Source organism: Rhodococcus sp. NPDC054953, from assembly GCF_053609225.1.
The window spans coordinates 339,322-355,345 of record NZ_JBSGXD010000001.1; the positions used below are offsets into that span (position 1 = coordinate 339,322).

The 16,024-nt window shown below is 68.1% G+C and carries 18 protein-coding genes; 16 read left to right on the plus strand and 2 right to left on the minus strand.

All coding sequences use genetic code 11. The features are described from left to right. The first annotated feature begins 280 nt into the window (after positions 1 to 280). Positions 281 to 514, plus strand: a complete 234-nt coding sequence (rpmE, locus tag ACWF62_RS01490; RefSeq protein WP_378506006.1) for a 50S ribosomal protein L31 — start codon at positions 281 to 283, stop codon at positions 512 to 514. Between the two features lie 102 nt (positions 515 to 616). Beyond that, on the plus strand, positions 617 to 1,696 hold the full coding sequence (gene prfA, locus ACWF62_RS01495) for a peptide chain release factor 1 (RefSeq protein ID WP_378506007.1): 1,080 nt from the start codon (positions 617 to 619) through the stop codon (positions 1,694 to 1,696). Positions 1,697 to 1,720: 24 nt separating this feature from the next. Here prfA and ACWF62_RS01500 read toward each other — a convergent pair whose 3' ends face one another. After that, complete coding sequence (locus ACWF62_RS01500) at positions 1,721 to 2,167, minus strand: hypothetical protein (RefSeq protein ID WP_452629269.1); 447 nt, start codon at positions 2,165 to 2,167, stop codon at positions 1,721 to 1,723. Between the two features lie 119 nt (positions 2,168 to 2,286). Between ACWF62_RS01500 and prmC the strand changes: the two genes are divergently transcribed. The 13 genes from prmC to ACWF62_RS01565 all read left to right on the plus strand — a co-directional run bounded on the left by prmC (position 2,287) and on the right by ACWF62_RS01565 (position 13,590). After that, positions 2,287 to 3,186, plus strand: a complete 900-nt coding sequence (prmC, locus tag ACWF62_RS01505; RefSeq protein ID WP_452629270.1) for a peptide chain release factor N(5)-glutamine methyltransferase — start codon at positions 2,287 to 2,289, stop codon at positions 3,184 to 3,186. A 48-nt stretch (positions 3,187 to 3,234) separates the two neighbouring features. Further along, the gene (locus ACWF62_RS01510) at positions 3,235 to 3,897 is read left to right on the plus strand and encodes an L-threonylcarbamoyladenylate synthase (RefSeq protein WP_378506010.1); all 663 of its coding nucleotides are present in this window, start codon (positions 3,235 to 3,237) and stop codon (positions 3,895 to 3,897) included. A 16-nt stretch (positions 3,898 to 3,913) separates the two neighbouring features. Next, positions 3,914 to 5,113, plus strand: coding sequence for a glycosyltransferase family 4 protein (locus tag ACWF62_RS01515; protein ID WP_378506011.1), 1,200 nt, complete (start codon positions 3,914 to 3,916; stop codon positions 5,111 to 5,113). Between the two features lie 46 nt (positions 5,114 to 5,159). Further along, positions 5,160 to 5,615, plus strand: a complete 456-nt coding sequence (locus ACWF62_RS01520) for a hypothetical protein (RefSeq protein ID WP_378506012.1) — start codon at positions 5,160 to 5,162, stop codon at positions 5,613 to 5,615. 439 nt (positions 5,616 to 6,054) lie between these two features. Next, positions 6,055 to 6,780, plus strand: coding sequence for a F0F1 ATP synthase subunit A (atpB, locus tag ACWF62_RS01525; RefSeq protein ID WP_378506013.1), 726 nt, complete (start codon positions 6,055 to 6,057; stop codon positions 6,778 to 6,780). Positions 6,781 to 6,893: 113 nt separating this feature from the next. Next, positions 6,894 to 7,142, plus strand: coding sequence for an ATP synthase F0 subunit C (locus tag ACWF62_RS01530; protein WP_378506014.1), 249 nt, complete (start codon positions 6,894 to 6,896; stop codon positions 7,140 to 7,142). Positions 7,143 to 7,149: 7 nt separating this feature from the next. Beyond that, entirely contained in the window at positions 7,150 to 7,704 is a 555-nt protein-coding gene (locus ACWF62_RS01535; RefSeq protein WP_378506015.1) for a F0F1 ATP synthase subunit B, read from the plus strand. A 5-nt stretch (positions 7,705 to 7,709) separates the two neighbouring features. Further along, complete coding sequence (locus ACWF62_RS01540; protein ID WP_378506016.1) at positions 7,710 to 8,534, plus strand: F0F1 ATP synthase subunit delta; 825 nt, start codon at positions 7,710 to 7,712, stop codon at positions 8,532 to 8,534. A gap of 78 nt (positions 8,535 to 8,612) precedes the next feature. Then, a complete protein-coding gene (atpA, locus tag ACWF62_RS01545) occupies positions 8,613 to 10,256 on the plus strand; it encodes a F0F1 ATP synthase subunit alpha (RefSeq protein WP_378506017.1) in 1,644 nt (547 codons plus the stop codon). A gap of 47 nt (positions 10,257 to 10,303) precedes the next feature. Next, positions 10,304 to 11,275, plus strand: coding sequence for a F0F1 ATP synthase subunit gamma (locus ACWF62_RS01550; protein WP_378506018.1), 972 nt, complete (start codon positions 10,304 to 10,306; stop codon positions 11,273 to 11,275). Positions 11,276 to 11,281: 6 nt separating this feature from the next. Further along, positions 11,282 to 12,727, plus strand: coding sequence for a F0F1 ATP synthase subunit beta (gene atpD / locus ACWF62_RS01555; RefSeq protein ID WP_378506019.1), 1,446 nt, complete (start codon positions 11,282 to 11,284; stop codon positions 12,725 to 12,727). A 6-nt stretch (positions 12,728 to 12,733) separates the two neighbouring features. Next, positions 12,734 to 13,102, plus strand: coding sequence for a F0F1 ATP synthase subunit epsilon (locus tag ACWF62_RS01560; RefSeq protein WP_378506020.1), 369 nt, complete (start codon positions 12,734 to 12,736; stop codon positions 13,100 to 13,102). 41 nt (positions 13,103 to 13,143) lie between these two features. Continuing rightward, positions 13,144 to 13,590 (plus strand): DUF2550 domain-containing protein, encoded by a 447-nt coding sequence (locus ACWF62_RS01565; protein ID WP_378506021.1) that lies wholly within the window; start codon positions 13,144 to 13,146, stop codon positions 13,588 to 13,590. A gap of 52 nt (positions 13,591 to 13,642) precedes the next feature. On the opposite strand, the gene ACWF62_RS01570 is transcribed toward ACWF62_RS01565, so the two are convergent. Then, entirely contained in the window at positions 13,643 to 14,218 is a 576-nt protein-coding gene (locus tag ACWF62_RS01570; RefSeq protein ID WP_378571314.1) for a cob(I)yrinic acid a,c-diamide adenosyltransferase, read from the minus strand. Between the two features lie 59 nt (positions 14,219 to 14,277). Between ACWF62_RS01570 and murA the strand changes: the two genes are divergently transcribed. Then, positions 14,278 to 15,540: a UDP-N-acetylglucosamine 1-carboxyvinyltransferase gene (gene murA / locus ACWF62_RS01575; RefSeq protein WP_378506023.1), complete on the plus strand. Its 1,263-nt coding sequence runs from the start codon at positions 14,278 to 14,280 to the stop codon at positions 15,538 to 15,540. The last annotated feature ends 484 nt before the right edge of the window (positions 15,541 to 16,024 follow it).

The window sequence follows — 16,024 nt, forward strand, 5'->3', positions numbered from 1 at the left end:
GGTAGGTCCCGAACACCCCCCCCCGCTCCGCCTGTCGCCCCCCCCCTCTGCTCCCCCTCTTTTTTGCTTTTCCCCCGGCGGGGGGAAAAACCCCCCCACGGTGCGGAGCGCAGCGCCGGGAACAGATTCGGCTGCCTGGCCGTTTAGGAGAACGTCAGCGGCCTCTGGCAGAATGACCGATCGCGCATCGGCATCTGCCGCGTGCTACGAAAACCATGTCCGGTTCCGGTTCACGGCTTCGAGTCTCGGAGTCGACCCGGCGACCATCGAAAGGGACACCATGAAGGCAGGAATTCACCCCGAGTACGTGGCGACCACCGTCGTCTGCGGCTGCGGGAACACGTTCGAGACCCACAGCACCAAGGAGTCCGGACGCATCGTCGTCGAGGTCTGCTCGCAGTGCCACCCGTTCTACACCGGCAAGCAGAAGATCCTCGACACCGGCGGCCGCGTCGCCCGCTTCGAGGCCCGCTACGGCAAGCGCGCCCCGAAGAAGGCCGCTGCCGACAGCTAGCGACACCGCCGACGCCCGTCCTGTGCACCTTGCAGGCCGGGCGTCGGCGTTTTTGCCTCCCGTACCCCTCGACCGCATCACCTCTCGAATCTGGAGCGCACCATGGCGGGCACCACCCAGCCGTCGGCCATCGACGACATCCTTGCCGAACACGCCGGCCTCGAACTGCAGCTGGCCGACCCGTCGCTGCACAACGATCCGGCCGCAGCGCGCCGGGTGGGGAAGCGGTTCGCCGAACTCGCGCCGATCATGGCGACGCACACCAAACTGGTCGCCGCCCGCGAGGATCTCGAGGCCGCCCGCGAGCTGGCCGCCGACGACTCCGCGTTCGCGGCCGAGGTGCCCGCGCTGGAGGCCCTCGTCGCCGAGCTGGATGTCGCGCTGACCGACCTGCTCGCACCGCGCGACCCGCACGACGCCGACGACGTGGTCCTCGAACTGAAGTCGGGGGAGGGCGGCGAGGAGTCCGCGCTGTTCGCGTCCGACCTCGCCCGCATGTACATCCGCTACGCCGAGCGGCACGGTTGGCGCGTCGAGGTGCTCGACGCCACCATCTCCGACCTCGGCGGCTACAAGGACGCGACCCTGTCGATCAAGACCAAGGGCGACGCGAGGGACGGCGTGTGGGCCCGGTTCAAGTTCGAGGGCGGCGTGCACCGGGTGCAGCGGGTCCCGGTGACCGAGTCGCAGGGCCGGGTGCACACCTCCGCGGCGGGGGTGCTGATCTACCCGGAACCCGACGAGGTCGAGGAGGTGCAGATCGACGAGGGCGATCTGCGCATCGACGTCTACCGGTCGTCGGGCAAGGGCGGGCAGGGTGTCAACACCACCGACTCCGCGGTCCGGATCACGCACCTGCCGACCGGCATCGTCGTGACCTGCCAGAACGAGCGGTCCCAGTTGCAGAACAAGGCCCGCGCCATGCAGGTGCTCGCCGCGCGCCTGCAGGCCGCAGCGGAAGAGGCGGCGGAGGCCGAGGCGTCCGCGGGCCGCGCCAGCCAGGTCCGCACCGTCGACCGGTCCGAGCGGATCCGCACCTACAACTTTCCGGAGAACCGGATCACCGACCACCGCATCGGCTTCAAGGCGCACAACCTCGACGCCGTGCTGGACGGGGATATGGACGCACTGCTCGATGCGCTCGGGAAGGCCGACCGAGAGGCCCGGCTCGCCGCGGAGTGAGCGACGGGCCGGGCCTGCCTCCGGTCAGTCGTCGGGTTCCCCGGCCAGTTCGGTGACGTCGATCCCCGGCAGCAGGAAGCAGTTCTCGCCCGTGGCGTTCTCGTAGGGCCCCCACACCGCGGACAGCACGACGCCGCCCTCCGGTTCGACGAGCACCGCCGGTGCGTTGAGGATCTCCTCGGTCGGCGTCATCCGGTCCGCGCCGGTCTCGCCGGTGGTGATGTTGATCCAGTTGACGTCGGGCCCCGACCTGCCCTGCTCGTTCACGACGAACAGCAGGTCGTCGGGTTCGATCCCGTCGTTGTCCGTGTGGGTGAGCGACTGGACCGTTGCGACGCCGCCCTGGCAGCCGAGCGGCGTCGGCTGGACGTCGATCGGTGCCGCGATCGCGAGTGCGGGTGCGCCGACCACGACCGCCCCGCCGAGTGCCGCCACCGCCGCCGCGCGGACCGTGAACCGTGAGTGCAGCATGAGGATTCCTTCCGGTTGCCTTGTCCCGACCCTCCGAACGTATCCGGACATTCCGGGTCCGGGGGAGCGTGCGTGACCGTTCCGTGCCCGCTTCGTGATGGTCATGGCAGGCTGAACCCGTGACCCGACAACCGTTGCGCCTGGCCATCCTCGACGCCACCAGAGCCCTCGAGGACGCCGGTGTGCCCAGCCCGCGGACGGACGCGGAGCTCCTCGCCGCGCACGTGGTCGGCGTCGAACGCGGACGCCTCGGCCTGGTGCCGCTCGTCGACCCCGACGTCATCGCGACCTATCGCGACCTGGTCGCGCAGCGGGCCAAGCGAATTCCGTTGCAGCACATCACCGGTATCGCCTCCATGGGAGAAATTGACCTCGCGGTCGGGCCGGGCGTGTTCGTGCCCCGCCCGGAGACCGAACTGCTGCTCGCGTGGGCGCTTGCGGTGCTCGAGTCGACCCCGACCCGGCCCCCGGTCGTGCTCGACCTGTGCACCGGATCCGGGGCCCTGGCGTTGGCGATCGCGCACGCGCGTCCCGACGCGGTGGTGCACGCCGTCGAACTGGAGTCGAAGGCCCTCGCTTGGGCGCGCCGGAACGCCGACGCGCGGAGTGCGCGGGGGGACACGCCGATCGTGCTGCATCAGGGCGACGTGACCGCACGAACCCTGCTTCCGGAACTGGAGGGCGGTGTCGACCTGATCGTGTCGAACCCGCCGTACATCCCCGAGGGGGCCCCGCTCGACGCGGAGGTCGCCGAGCACGATCCGCACTCGGCGCTCTTCGGCGGGTCGGACGGGTTGTCGGTGATCACGCCGATGGTCGCGAACATCGCCCGATGGTTGCGGATCGGCGGTGCCCTGGCGATTGAGCACGATGACAGCAATGGCGGCCAGGTGGCCGCGCTGTTGCGGGAGCGGCGGGTGTTCGGGGAGGTTGCCGAGCACGACGACCTCGCGGGCAAGCCGCGGTTCGTGGTGGCCCGGCGTGTCGCGACGGCGGCGGAGGCAGCGCGACGACCCTGAGAGGGTGGTGGCGACAGCGGTCCGTTTGGCCGGTGAAAGGATGAACAGGTGAGCATCGTCTACGACTGCGGGCAACCCGACACGCGCGAGGCCGGAATCAGGGCGGCCGGCAATGCACTCAAGGCCGGTCGGCTGGTGGTCGTCCCCACCGACACGGTGTACGGGCTGGCCGCCGACGCCTTCGACAGCGACGCCGTCGCGAGCCTGCTCCGGGCCAAGGGGCGTGGCCGGGACATGCCGGTGCCGGTCCTTGTCGGTTCCTGGAACACCATCGACGGTCTGGTGTTCGCGGTGCGCCCCGAGGCCCGCGAACTGATCCGGGCCTTCTGGCCCGGCGGGCTGAGTCTCGTTGTCCAGCAGGCGCCCTCGCTGGCGTGGGATCTGGGGGACACGCGGGGGACGGTGATGCTGCGGATGCCGCTGCACCCGGTCGCCCTGGAACTGCTCCGGGAGGTCGGCCCGCTGGCGGTGTCGAGCGCGAACATTTCCGGGCAGCCGCCAGCGACGACCGTGGCGGAGGCGCGGGATCAGCTCGGCGGCGGTGTCGGCGTGTACCTCGACGGCGGGCCTGCCGAGCACGCGCTCGCCTCGACGATCGTCGACCTGACCTCCGACGTCCCGCGCATCCTGCGTGAGGGTGCGGTGCCGACGCCGGAGATCGCCGAGGTGCTCGGCGTGACGGTCGAGAGTCTGCTCGGGGGCGGGGCGTGAGGGTGAGCACGGCACAGTGACCGCAGTCGACGCCACGCTCCTGCTCGCAGACGGCCAGGCGACCCGCGGCGCCGGGGTGCCGCTGCGGGAACTGCTGCTGGTGCTGTTCACCGCCGCGGTCGTCACGTTTCTTGCGACCGGGGCGGTGCGCCTGTTCGCGCTCAGGTTCGGTGCGGTCGCGGTGCCCCGCGACCGGGACGTGCACGTCACGCCGACACCGCGGCTCGGCGGCCTCGGCATCTATTTCGGGTTCGTCGCCGCCCTGCTGTTCGCGCAGCAACTTCCTGCGCTGATGCGCGGATTCGAATACAACACCAAGGACATCCCCGCGGCCCTGGTCTCGGCGACGGTGATCGTCGCGGTCGGGTTCGTCGACGACCGCTGGGGTCTCGACGCGCTCACGAAGTTCGTCGGCCAGGTCACCGCCGCGGGCGTGATGGTCGTGATGGGCGTCAGTTGGCTGGTGCTCTACGTTCCGTTCGGCGGGGTGAACACCGTCGTCCTCGACCAGTTGCAGGGCGGGCTGTTCACCGCGCTGGTCGCGGTCGTGATGATCAACGCGATGAACTTCGTTGACGGCCTCGACGGCCTTGCCGCGGGTCTCGGGCTGATCGCGTCGGTGGCGATCTGCGTGTTCTCCGTCGGGTTGCTGCACGAACAGGGCGGTGACGTGAGCGCCTACCCGCCCGCGATGATGGCGGCAGCCCTGGCCGGCGCCTGCCTCGGCTTCCTGCCGCACAACTTTCAGCCCGCCCGGATCTTCATGGGCGACTCCGGGTCGATGCTGATCGGTCTGATGCTCGCCGCGATCGCCACCAGCGCCTCGGGGCGGATCCCGCTGAACGCGTACGGATCCCGCGACATGCTCGGCCTGCTCTCGCCGCTGCTGCTGGTCGGTGCGGTGATGTTCATTCCGATCCTGGACCTGCTGCTCGCGGTGGTCCGCCGCACGATGGCGGGCCGCAGCCCGTTCGCCCCGGACAAGATGCACCTGCATCATCGGCTGCTGCAGATCGGCCACTCGCATCGGCGTGTGGTCCTGTTGATCTACTTGTGGGTCGGGGTGCTGGCCTTCGGTGCGGTCGGCTCGGCCCTGTTCGACCGGCGGATCGTGGTGTTGCTCGTCGCGGGGGGGTTGGTCTTCGCCCTGGTGGTGACCGCGGTGCCGTCGCTGCGGGTGCAGCGGGTGCGTGATCGCGACGGCGGCGCCGGCTGACGGTGCTGCGGGGGAGGCGCGCGGGCGCCCGCTACCCTGGACCGCTGTGAGCTTCTCTCCGGAACCCCTGCCCGATCCGTCCGCACCGCTTCGCGCCGCGGTGCGCTGGGGACTGGCGGGGCTGGTCGCCCTCGCGGTCCTCGGGTCCGTGGTGGCCGCGCTGGTCGCGGGCCTGCCCGGGCTGTGGGGTGCGCTGATCGGGGTCGCGGTCGGCGGCGGGTTCATCCTCTGCACCGCGCTGGCCGTGCTGTTCACCGAGAAGATGCCGCCCGCGACGTCGGGATTGATCCTGCTCGGCAGTTGGCTGCTGAAGATGATCCTGGCGATCCTGGTGCTGGGGCTGTTGAAGGGGATGGACTTCTACAGCAAGGGTGCACTGGTCATCGTCATGGTGTTGGCGCTCGTGATCGTGCTCGGCGCCGAGACGTACGGATTGCTGCGGGTGAAGGTTCCGTACGTCGACAGCCCCGATCCGGGCGACGCGGAGTCCGACGGAAAGTAGTACTACGGCCAGTAGTTGACCGGTTTGATCGACCCCCGTCTACACAACGTCGTAGAAGTGTTGATAGGGTCGACCCCACGCGAGTGCTGGAACGACGCGAATCAGACGAAACAGCGTCGGCTGGCAGCCGCACAGGTGACTCCGTTCGAGTGTGTTCGGAATCGGTCTAGTCGACCGGATCCGCACGTGGTGGGGCCGCCGAGTCGACGACAGTCGCCGACACCGACAGACGCAGGACCAGCGACATCCATGGATGCGCGTGGACCTCAGCGGCTGACGAACACGCGAGCCGACCTTGTCGACTTGTTAGTTCGTCAATGTCCGATCGAACCGCAGGCGATGCCGCCTGCGGCCACGACAACGGGAGAGACCGCTGAGCGTCACCACCTTGGCCGCGGAATTCCATCCGCCGTCACTAACCGACTTCTTCCCTCCCGCTGTGCTGTTCGAGGGCACCCCGTTCGAGCTCGACCGACTGATGCTGATCCGCATCCTGATGTCGGTCGTCCTGCTCGCGTTCTTCGCGTACGCGATGCGCAGCCCGAAGCTCATCCCTCGCGGCGTGCAGAACGTGGCCGAGATCGGCCTGAACTTCGTCAAGGAGCAGATCGCCGACGAGGTGCTCGGTAAGGAACAGGGCAAGCGCTTCCTGCCCGTCCTGGTCACGATCTTCTTCACGGTCCTGTTCCTGAACGCGTCGAGTGTCATCCCGTTCCTGAACATCTCGTCGAACGCCCGGGTCGGCATGCCGATCGTCCTGGCCGCGCTCGCGTACGTGGTGTTCAACTACGTCGGCATCAAGAAGTACGGCTTCTTCAAGTACGTGAAGTCGTCCATCGTCGTCCCGAACGTCCCGATCGCGCTGCACGTGCTGCTGATTCCGATCGAGTTCATCTCGACCTTCATCCTGCGGCCGTTCACGCTGACCGTGCGACTCATGGCCAACATGCTCGCCGGCCACATCATGCTCGTGCTGTTCTTCAGCGCCACCCAGTTCTTCTTCTTCGAGGCAGCCGCGGGAATGAAGGTGTTCGGCATCTTCTCGCTGGCAGCCGGGTTCGGCTTCACCCTCTTCGAGATGCTGGTGATCTTCCTGCAGGCGTACGTGTTCGCCCTGCTGACCGCCGTGTACATCGACCTGGCGTTGCACGCCGACTCGCACTGACCGGACGATCCGCACGGATCTCCGCTCAGGCCTGCACTGACTGCCTGACACACCACACAAACTGACCCTTCGCCGAACCCGGCGTCGGGCAACAGAAAGGGAACGGAAAACCAATGAGCCTCGCGTACCTGGCACAGGAAGCCGTTACGACCACCACCACCGGTGAGGGCTTCGGCGCCATCGGTTACGGCCTCGCCGCCATCGGCCCCGGCATCGGCGTGGGCATCGTCGTCGGCAAGGCCATCGAGGGCATCGCCCGTCAGCCCGAGCTGGCCGGCCAGATCCGTACCAACATGTTCCTCGGTATCGCGTTCACCGAGGCCCTGGCGCTGATCGGCCTCGTCGCCGGCTTCATTTTCTGATCACGCCATGACGAACATTGCAGTGATCGCGGCCGCGGAGGGCGAGGACATCAATCCTCTGCTCCCCGCGACCTATGACATCGTCTGGTCGCTGGTCTGTGTCGCCGTCATCGGCGTCGTCTTCTGGAAGTTCATCCTCCCGAAGTTCCAGCAGGTGCTGGCCGACCGTACCGACCAGATCGAGGGCGGCATCAAGCGTGCCGAGGAGGCCCAGTCGGAGGCGAAGGCTGCGCTCGAGCAGTACCGCGCTCAGCTGGCCGACGCGCGCACCGAGGCCGCGGCGATCCGCGAGGACGCCCGCACCCAGGGCCAGCAGATCATCGCCGAGATGAAGGTGCAGGCGCAGGAGGAGAGCGACCGCATCGTTGCCGCGGGCAACAGCCAGCTCACCGCTCAGCGTCAGCAGATCGTTGCGGAACTGCGCAGTGATCTCGGCCGTACCGCGGTCGACCTCGCCGAGAAGGTCATCGGTGAGACCCTCGCCGACGACGTGAAGCGGGCAGGCACCATCGACCGTTTCCTCAGCGAACTGGACGCCGTCAGCTCCGCGAACGGAAAGTGAGCACCATGTACGCAGCAAGCCGTGAGGCGCTGACTCAGACGAGGAGCGCCCTGGAATCAGCGTTGGCCGGGGTTTCGGCCGGCGCGGCGACCGCGGCTGCGGCACAGACCGGCGCGGAGCTGTTCACGGCGGTCGAGGTCCTCGACGGCCAGCGCACCCTCCGCGCCGCGCTGGCCGATCCGTCGGCCCCCGCGGCCGTCCGGCAGGCGCTCGCCGAGCAGGTGTTCTCGGGCAAGGTGTCCGCCGAGACGCTGGCGACGCTGAAGGCGGCAGCTGGCCAGGACTGGTCGACCTCCGCGGACCTGCGCAACTCGCTGGTCCAGCTCGGCCGGGAGTCGCTGCTGCGCGCAGCCGACGACCAGAACCAGCTCGACACCGTCGAGGACGAGCTGTTCCGGCTCGGACGCATCGTGGCAGGCAACGCCGACCTCGAGCAGAACCTGTCCGATCGTGCCCAGCCCGCGGCGGCGAAGCGGAAGCTGCTGTCCACGCTGCTGTACGGCAAGGTCACGGCGGTCACCGAGGCGTTGGCTGGTCAGGCGGTCGGTCGGCTGCAGTCGGCACCGGCAGATGCGTTCAACGAGCTGTCCGAGCTGGCCGCGGCCCGACGCGATAAGGCGGTCGCCCACGTGCGCAGCGCCACCCCGCTGTCGGACGCGCAGGCTCAGCGGCTCGCCGAGACGCTGACCCGGACCTACGGGAAGCCGGTCACCGTGCACGTGGAGGTCGACCCCGAACTCCTCGGTGGACTCGTGGTCCGCGTGGGTGACGAGGTCATCGACGGCAGTGCCGCGGGACGACTCGCGTCGCTTCGCAAGAACCTCAAGTAGCCGGCGTCCACCGCTGCGGCCCGCAGCACCCACCCTCCCGAACCATTTTCGAGACCAGATACCGAGAGCAGGAAGAACATGGCGGAGCTGACGATCTCCTCCGACGAGATCCGTAGCGCGATCGAGAACTACACCGCGAGCTACTCCCCGGAGGCCTCCCGTGAGGAGGTCGGCACGGTGTCCGACACCAGCGACGGCATTGCGCACGTCACCGGCCTGCCGTCGGCGATGGCCAACGAACTGCTGGAGTTCCCCGGCGGCGTCCTCGGTGTGGCGCTGAACCTGGACGCCACCGAGATCGGTGCCGTCGTCCTTGGTGACTTCCAGGACCTGGAGGAGGGGCAGCAGGTCAAGCGGACCGGCGACGTCCTCTCCGTTCCCGTCGGCGACGCCTTCCTTGGTCGCGTCGTGAACCCGCTCGGCCAGCCGATCGACGGCCTCGGCGAGATCGAGTCGACCGAGAACCGCGCCCTGGAGCTGCAGGCGGCAACGGTGCTCGAGCGCCAGCCGGTCGAGGAGCCGCTGCAGACCGGCATCAAGGCCATCGACGCGATGACCCCGATCGGCCGCGGCCAGCGTCAGCTCGTCATCGGTGACCGCAAGACCGGCAAGACCGCGGTCTGCATCGACGCGATCCTGAACCAGAAGGCCAACTGGGCGACTGGCGACCCGAAGCAGCAGGTCCGCTGCATCTACGTCGCGATCGGCCAGAAGGGCTCCACCATCGCAGGCGTGAAGCAGGCGCTGGAGGAGAACGGTGCGATGGAGTACACCACCATCGTCGCCGCCCCGGCCTCCGACTCCGCCGGCTTCAAGTGGCTGGCCCCGTACACCGGCTCGGCCATCGGCCAGCACTGGATGTACCAGGGCAAGCACGTCCTCGTCGTGTTCGACGACCTGACCAAGCAGGCCGAGGCGTACCGCGCCATCTCGCTGCTGCTGCGTCGCCCGCCGGGACGCGAGGCCTACCCCGGCGACGTGTTCTACCTGCACTCCCGCCTGCTGGAGCGTTCGGCGAAGCTGTCCGACGCGCTCGGCGGCGGCTCGCTGACGGCCCTGCCGATCATCGAGACCAAGGCGAACGACGTCTCGGCCTACATCCCGACGAACGTCATCTCGATCACCGACGGTCAGGTCTTCCTCGAGTCCGACCTGTTCAACAAGGGGATCCGCCCCGCGATCAACGTCGGCATCTCGGTGTCCCGCGTCGGTGGCGCCGCCCAGACTAAGGGCATGAAGAAGGTGTCCGGCTCGCTGCGTCTGGAGCTGGCCCAGTTCCGTGAGCTCGAGGCGTTCTCCGCCTTCGCGTCCGACCTGGACGACGCCTCGAAGGCCCAGCTCGAGCGCGGCCAGCGTCTGGTCGAGCTGCTCAAGCAGGACCAGTACAGCCCGATTGCCGTCGAGGATCAGATCGTCTCGATCTACCTTGCCGGTGAGGGCGTGTTCGACTCGGTGCCGGTCGGCGACGTCCGCCGCTTCGAGTCCGAGCTGCTCGAGGATCTGCACCGCAACGCCGCTGGCGTGTACGAGCAGATCGCGGGCGGCAAGGCGCTCGACGACAGCTCGATCGAGGCGCTGACCGCCGCGACCGACAAGTTCAAGCAGGGCTTCCTCGCGTCCGACGGCAGCCGCGTCGTCAACGAGGCCGAGGCGTCCGCGCTTGGCGCCGACGAGGTCAGCCAGGAGCAGGTTTCCGTCACCCGCAAGCACGTCACCAAGTGAGGGCGACGGCCGTGACGGACACTAATTGGGAAGGAGGGACTGAGTAGATGGCGAACTTGCGCGAATTGCGCTCCCGCATCAAGTCGGTCAACTCGACCAAGAAGATCACCAAGGCGCAGGAGCTGATCGCCACCTCCCGCATCACCAAGGCGCAGATTCGGGTCGCGGCCTCCAAGCCGTACGCCGAGGAGATCACCAAGGTGCTCTCCGCGCTGGCGAGTGCCTCGGGATCGCTCGATCACCCGCTGCTCAACGAGCGTGCCAACCCGAAGCGTGCGGCCGTGCTGGTGGTCACCAGCGACCGCGGCATGTGCGGCGGCTACAACTCCAACGTCCTCAAGGAGGCCGAGGAGCTGTTCGCGCTGCTGCGCAGCGAGGGCAAGGAGCCGGTGCTCTACGTGCTCGGCACGAAGGGCCTGACCTACTACACCTTCCGCGACCGCGACGTGAAGGGCGCCTGGACCGGGTTCTCCCAGGACCCGGGCTACGCCGACGCGGCACGGGCCAGCAGGCACCTCGTGGAGCTGTTCATGGCGGGGTCGGGGACCAGCATCCCGGCCCACAACGGTGAGGGCACGATCGAGGGCGTCGACGAACTGCACATCGTCTACACGAAGTTCGTGTCGATGCTGACGCAGGCGCCCGAGGTGCGCCGGATGGCGCCCCTGGAGATCAGCTACCAGGACGAAAACTTCGAGCTCGGGGACGACATGCTCTCCGACTCGAACGGTGCTGCGCCGACGGCTCAGTACGACTTCGAGCCGGAGGCCGGGACGCTGCTGTCCGCCCTCCTCCCGAAGTACATCAACACCCGCATCTACTCGTCGCTGCTCGATGCGGCAGCGTCGGAGTCGGCCGCACGTCGTACCGCTATGAAGGCGGCAACCGACAACGCGAACGAGCTGGTGAACACCCTGAGCCGCGAGGCCAACCAGGTGCGCCAGGCACAGATCACCCAGGAAATCAGCGAGATCGTCGGTGGCGCGAATGCGCTCGCCTCGAGCGCAGGAAGTGACTAAGAGCACATGACCGCAGCAGTAGCCCAAACCAACGCGAACGGCACGGCAACCGCCGGCCGGGTCGTGCGGGTCATCGGTCCCGTTGTGGACGTTGAGTTCCCGCGCGGCGCCGTCCCCGCCCTGTTCAACGCGCTGAACGCGGAGGTCACCCTCCCGTCCGTCGCGAAGACGCTGACCCTCGAGGTCGCGCAGCACCTCGGCGACAACCTGGTGCGCACCATTTCGATGCAGCCGACCGACGGCCTGGTCCGTGGCGCCGCTGTCGTCGACTCGGGTCGCCCGATCTCGGTTCCCGTCGGTGACGTCGTCAAGGGCCACGTGTTCAACGCCCTCGGCGACTGCCTCGACGCGCCGGGCACCGGCCGCGACGGTGAGCAGTGGGGCATCCACCGCAAGCCCCCCGCCTTCGATCAGCTCGAGGGCAAGACCGAGATCCTCGAGACCGGCATCAAGGTCATCGACCTGCTGACCCCGTATGTCAAGGGCGGCAAGATCGGTCTGTTCGGTGGCGCCGGCGTCGGCAAGACCGTTCTGATCCAGGAGATGATCACCCGTATCGCCCGCGAGTTCTCCGGAACCTCGGTGTTCGCAGGCGTCGGTGAGCGCACCCGTGAGGGCACCGACCTGCACCTTGAGATGGAAGAGATGGGCGTCCTCCAGGACACCGCCCTTGTCTTCGGCCAGATGGACGAGCCGCCGGGAACGCGTATGCGCGTCGCCCTGTCCGCGCTGACCATGGCGGAGTACTTCCGCGATGTCCAGGGCCAGGACGTGCTGCTGTTCATCGACAACATCTTCCGGTTCACCCAGGCCGGTTCCGAGGTCTCGACCCTGCTGGGTCGCATGCCGTCGGCCGTGGGTTACCAGCCGACGCTGGCGGACGAGATGGGTGAGCTCCAGGAGCGCATCACCTCGACCCGTGGCCGCTCGATCACCTCGCTGCAGGCGATCTACGTCCCCGCCGACGACTACACCGACCCGGCGCCGGCCACCACGTTCGCGCACCTCGATGCGACCACCGAGCTCTCGCGTCCGATTTCGCAGATGGGTATCTACCCCGCTGTGGACCCGCTGACGTCGACCTCGCGCATCCTGGAGCCCGGCATCGTCGGTGCCGAGCACTTCCGGGTTGCGAACGAGGTCAAGCGGATCCTGCAGAAGTACAAGGAGCTGCAGGACATCATCGCCATCCTCGGCATGGACGAGCTGCAGGAAGAGGACAAGGTCCTCGTCGGCCGTGCCCGGCGTCTGCAGAAGTTCCTCGGCCAGAACTTCATCGTTGCCGAGAAGTTCACCGGTGAGGCCGGCTCGGTCGTGCCGCTGCGCGACACCATCGAGGCGTTCGACCGCGTCTGCAAGGGCGAGTTCGACCACCTGCCCGAGCAGGCGTTCAACAGCTGCGGTGGACTCGACGACGTCGAGGCCGCTGCCGCCAAGATCGCCGGAAAGTAGTCGACGATGGCTGAGATGACCGTTGAGCTCGTCGCCGTCGAGCGGCGGCTGTGGTCGGGGCAGGCGACTCTCGTCAGCGCCCAGACCACCGAGGGCGAGATCGGCATCATGTACGGCCACGAGCCGGTCCTCGGCCAGCTGGTCGAGGCCGGGACCGTTGCCATCACCACCGCGGGCGGCGAGCGTCTCGTCGCCGCGGTGCACGGTGGCTTCCTCTCGGTGACCGGCAAGACGGTGACGATCCTGGCGGAGTCCGCGGACTTCTCCGGCGACGTCGACGTCGACGCCGCGAAGGCCGTCCTCGCCGACAGCACCGCGTCCGACGAGGCGCTCGCTGTCGCCAAGGGCCAGCTCCGCGCTGTCGAGCGGGCCTGACAAGTAGTCACGACAAGCCGCGACGGGTAGGCCGACGAGTAGTGAGCACCGGAGTGATCGTTCTCTTCATTCTGGTTGTGCTGCTCGCGGCCCTCGTCGCGGCTTTCGTATATCGGCTGGCGGTGCTCCGCCGCGGTGGCACCGCCGTGATCCTGCGGACGATGCCCGCAGGCGACGGCATCGGATGGCGGCACGGGATCATTCGCTACGGCGAGGAGTCCCTGGTGTTCTTCAAACTGTCGAGTCTGCGGCCGGGCCCGGACTCGCGGATCGCCAGGCAAGGCATCGACATCGGGGAGCGGCGCTCGCCCCGGGACACCGAGTTCGACATCATGACCGACGACATCGTCATCGTGGCAGTGCACGATGCGGACCGGGCGTTCGAGTTCGCGTTGGACCGCGGCGCCCTGACGGCCTTCCTGTCCTGGGTGGAGTCCCGCCCGCATGGGCGTTCCGTCCGGGGCAGGCCGCCGGGATCGATCGACTGACCAGACACGTGAACCCCGACCGGTACCGGTCGGGGTTCACGTGTTTCCGGTGTCAGGCTCGTCCTGCGCCCGGCTTCCACAGGACGTCCCCGCCGGGATTGGCGATCCGGCCGAGGATGAACAGCAGGTCGGACAGGCGATTGAGGTACTTCGCGGGCAGGACGCTGGTGTCGTCGGGGGCGGCGTCGACGGCAGCCCACGCCGCCCGTTCGGCCCGCCGGACCACGGTGCGTGCGACGTGCAGCTGCGCGGCCAGCGGGGTGCCACCCGGCAGGATGAACGAGTTCAGCGACTCGAGTTCTTCGTTGAACTCGTCGCACCAGCCCTCGAGTCGCTCGATGTAGCCCGCGGTGACGCGCAGCGGCGGGTACTTCGGATCCGCGACCACCGGGGTGGACAGGTCGGCGCCCGCATCGAACAGATCGTTCTGGATCTCCCGGAGGACCCCGGCGATCCGCTCGTCGGGTGCACCGACCGCCAGCGCGACGCCCAGTGCGGCGTTCGCCTCGTCGCAGTCCGCGTAGGCGACCAGGCGCGGATCGTTCTTCGACACCCGGGAGAAGTCACTCAGACCGGTGGTCCCGTCGTCTCCGGTGCGGGTATAGATGCGGGTCAGGTGGACTGCCATGCGGTCACGGTACCGCGCCTCGTCGGGATGTCGGCGCGGCCTGGTTAGGCTGTGCGACTGTGAGTGAACGCTTTCTGGTCACCGGCGGCAATAGGTTGTCGGGAGAAGTCTCCGTCAGCGGCGCGAAGAACAGCGTCCTGAAGTTGATGGCGGCTGCGCTGTTGGCGGAGGGCACCACCACGATCACCAACTGCCCGGACATCCTCGACGTGCCGTTGATGGCCGAGGTGTTGCGCGGCCTCGGCTGCGACGTCGTGCTTGACGGCGACGAGGCGCGGATCACCACGCCCTCCGAACCCAAGTACCACGCGGACTTTCCCGCGGTCACCCAGTTCCGGGCGTCGGTCTGCGTGCTCGGGCCGCTGGTTGCCCGGTGCCGCAGGGCGGTTGTTGCGTTGCCGGGCGGGGACGCGATCGGGTCGCGGCCGCTGGATATGCATCAGTCGGGGCTCCGACTACTCGGTGCCACCAGCGAAATCCAGCACGGATGCGTGGTCGCGGAGGCCGAAGATCTGCACGGCGCGCACATTCGCCTTGCCTTCCCGTCGGTCGGCGCAACCGAGAACATCCTGATGGCGGCGGTCCTGGCGAAGGGCGAGACGGTCATCGACAACGCGGCACGGGAACCCGACATCGTCGACCTGTGCAACATGCTCGGCCGGATGGGCGCGCAGATCGAGGGAGCAGGGACGTCGACCCTGACGATCCAGGGTGTCCCGTCGCTCCGCCCGACGACCCACCGCGTGATCGGCGACCGGATCGTCGCCGCAACCTGGGGCATCGCCGCGGCAATGACCCGCGGCGACGTCCGGGTGCGCGGTGTGAACCCGCGGCACCTGGCGTTGGTCCTCGACAAGCTGAGGGCCGCGGGGGCACAGGTCACCGTCGAGGCCGATGGATTCCGGGTGGTTCAGGCGGAACGTCCCCATGCGGTCAACTTCGCCACCCTGCCGTTTCCGGGGTTCCCGACCGATCTGCAGCCGATGGCGATCGGCCTGGCCGCCGTCGCGGACGGCACATCGATGATTACCGAGAACGTGTTCGAGGCGCGGTTCCGGTTCGTCGAGGAGATGATTCGGCTCGGTGCCGACGCCCGCACGGACGGTCATCACGCCGTCGTCCGGGGCATCCCGCAGTTGTCGAGTGCGCCGGTCTGGTCATCGGACATCCGGGCCGGCGCGGGACTGGTCCTCGCGGGACTGGTCGCGGATGGGACAACCGAGGTCCACGACGTCTTTCACATCGACCGCGGCTACCCGCGCTTCGTCGAGGACCTCACCGAGCTCGGTGGTGACATCCAGCGGGTGCCGGGGTCCGACTGAGCGGGATCCGATGGTCGACACGACTGGGCGTCGAGCCTTCGCATGGTGCGGGGGATCGGCGCCCATTCGCGTCGGCGGGGCGGACCCGGGTCGTGGTGTCCGGCGTCACATCGGTCGGATTCGGGTGTCTGCGGGGTGATCGGGGTGGGTGACCTGCGTGTTTGTGTCCGGTCATGGTGGTTGACCAGCGGATTTGCGGTGGCGTTCACGGCCACGTAACTTTTGTCGAGTCAGAGCGACACGGACACCGACTCCGCCCCGACCGGGTGTGAGAGAACGAGGTTGGACGAAGGCGCCTGGCGAGCCTGCTTGATTGTCCCTGTTTCGCCGGTTTGCCCCGGTGGGGGGGAATGGGTTAGGCTGGAACAGTTGCCCCGGAGAGGCCCACGTGGTGGGTGTTGATGGTGTGTGCGTGTTCTTTGAGAACTCAACAGTGTGCCGATGAATGTCAGTGCCAATTTTTTGGTACTCCGCCCCATCATTT

What these genes read in the sequence shown, in the direction of transcription:
- rpmE (WP_378506006.1), top strand. Translation starts at nt 281, where the DNA reads ATGAAGGCAGGAATTCACCCCGAGTACGTGGCGACCACCGTCGTCTGC.
- prfA (WP_378506007.1), top strand. Translation starts at nt 617, where the DNA reads ATGGCGGGCACCACCCAGCCGTCGGCCATCGACGACATCCTTGCCGAA.
- ACWF62_RS01500 (WP_452629269.1), bottom strand. Translation starts at nt 2,167, where the DNA reads ATGCTGCACTCACGGTTCACGGTCCGCGCGGCGGCGGTGGCGGCACTC.
- ACWF62_RS01530 (WP_378506014.1), top strand. Translation starts at nt 6,894, where the DNA reads ATGAGCCTCGCGTACCTGGCACAGGAAGCCGTTACGACCACCACCACC.
- ACWF62_RS01535 (WP_378506015.1), top strand. Translation starts at nt 7,150, where the DNA reads ATGACGAACATTGCAGTGATCGCGGCCGCGGAGGGCGAGGACATCAAT.
- ACWF62_RS01540 (WP_378506016.1), top strand. Translation starts at nt 7,710, where the DNA reads ATGTACGCAGCAAGCCGTGAGGCGCTGACTCAGACGAGGAGCGCCCTG.
- atpA (WP_378506017.1), top strand. Translation starts at nt 8,613, where the DNA reads ATGGCGGAGCTGACGATCTCCTCCGACGAGATCCGTAGCGCGATCGAG.
- ACWF62_RS01550 (WP_378506018.1), top strand. Translation starts at nt 10,304, where the DNA reads ATGGCGAACTTGCGCGAATTGCGCTCCCGCATCAAGTCGGTCAACTCG.
- atpD (WP_378506019.1), top strand. Translation starts at nt 11,282, where the DNA reads ATGACCGCAGCAGTAGCCCAAACCAACGCGAACGGCACGGCAACCGCC.
- ACWF62_RS01560 (WP_378506020.1), top strand. Translation starts at nt 12,734, where the DNA reads ATGGCTGAGATGACCGTTGAGCTCGTCGCCGTCGAGCGGCGGCTGTGG.
- ACWF62_RS01570 (WP_378571314.1), bottom strand. Translation starts at nt 14,218, where the DNA reads ATGGCAGTCCACCTGACCCGCATCTATACCCGCACCGGAGACGACGGG.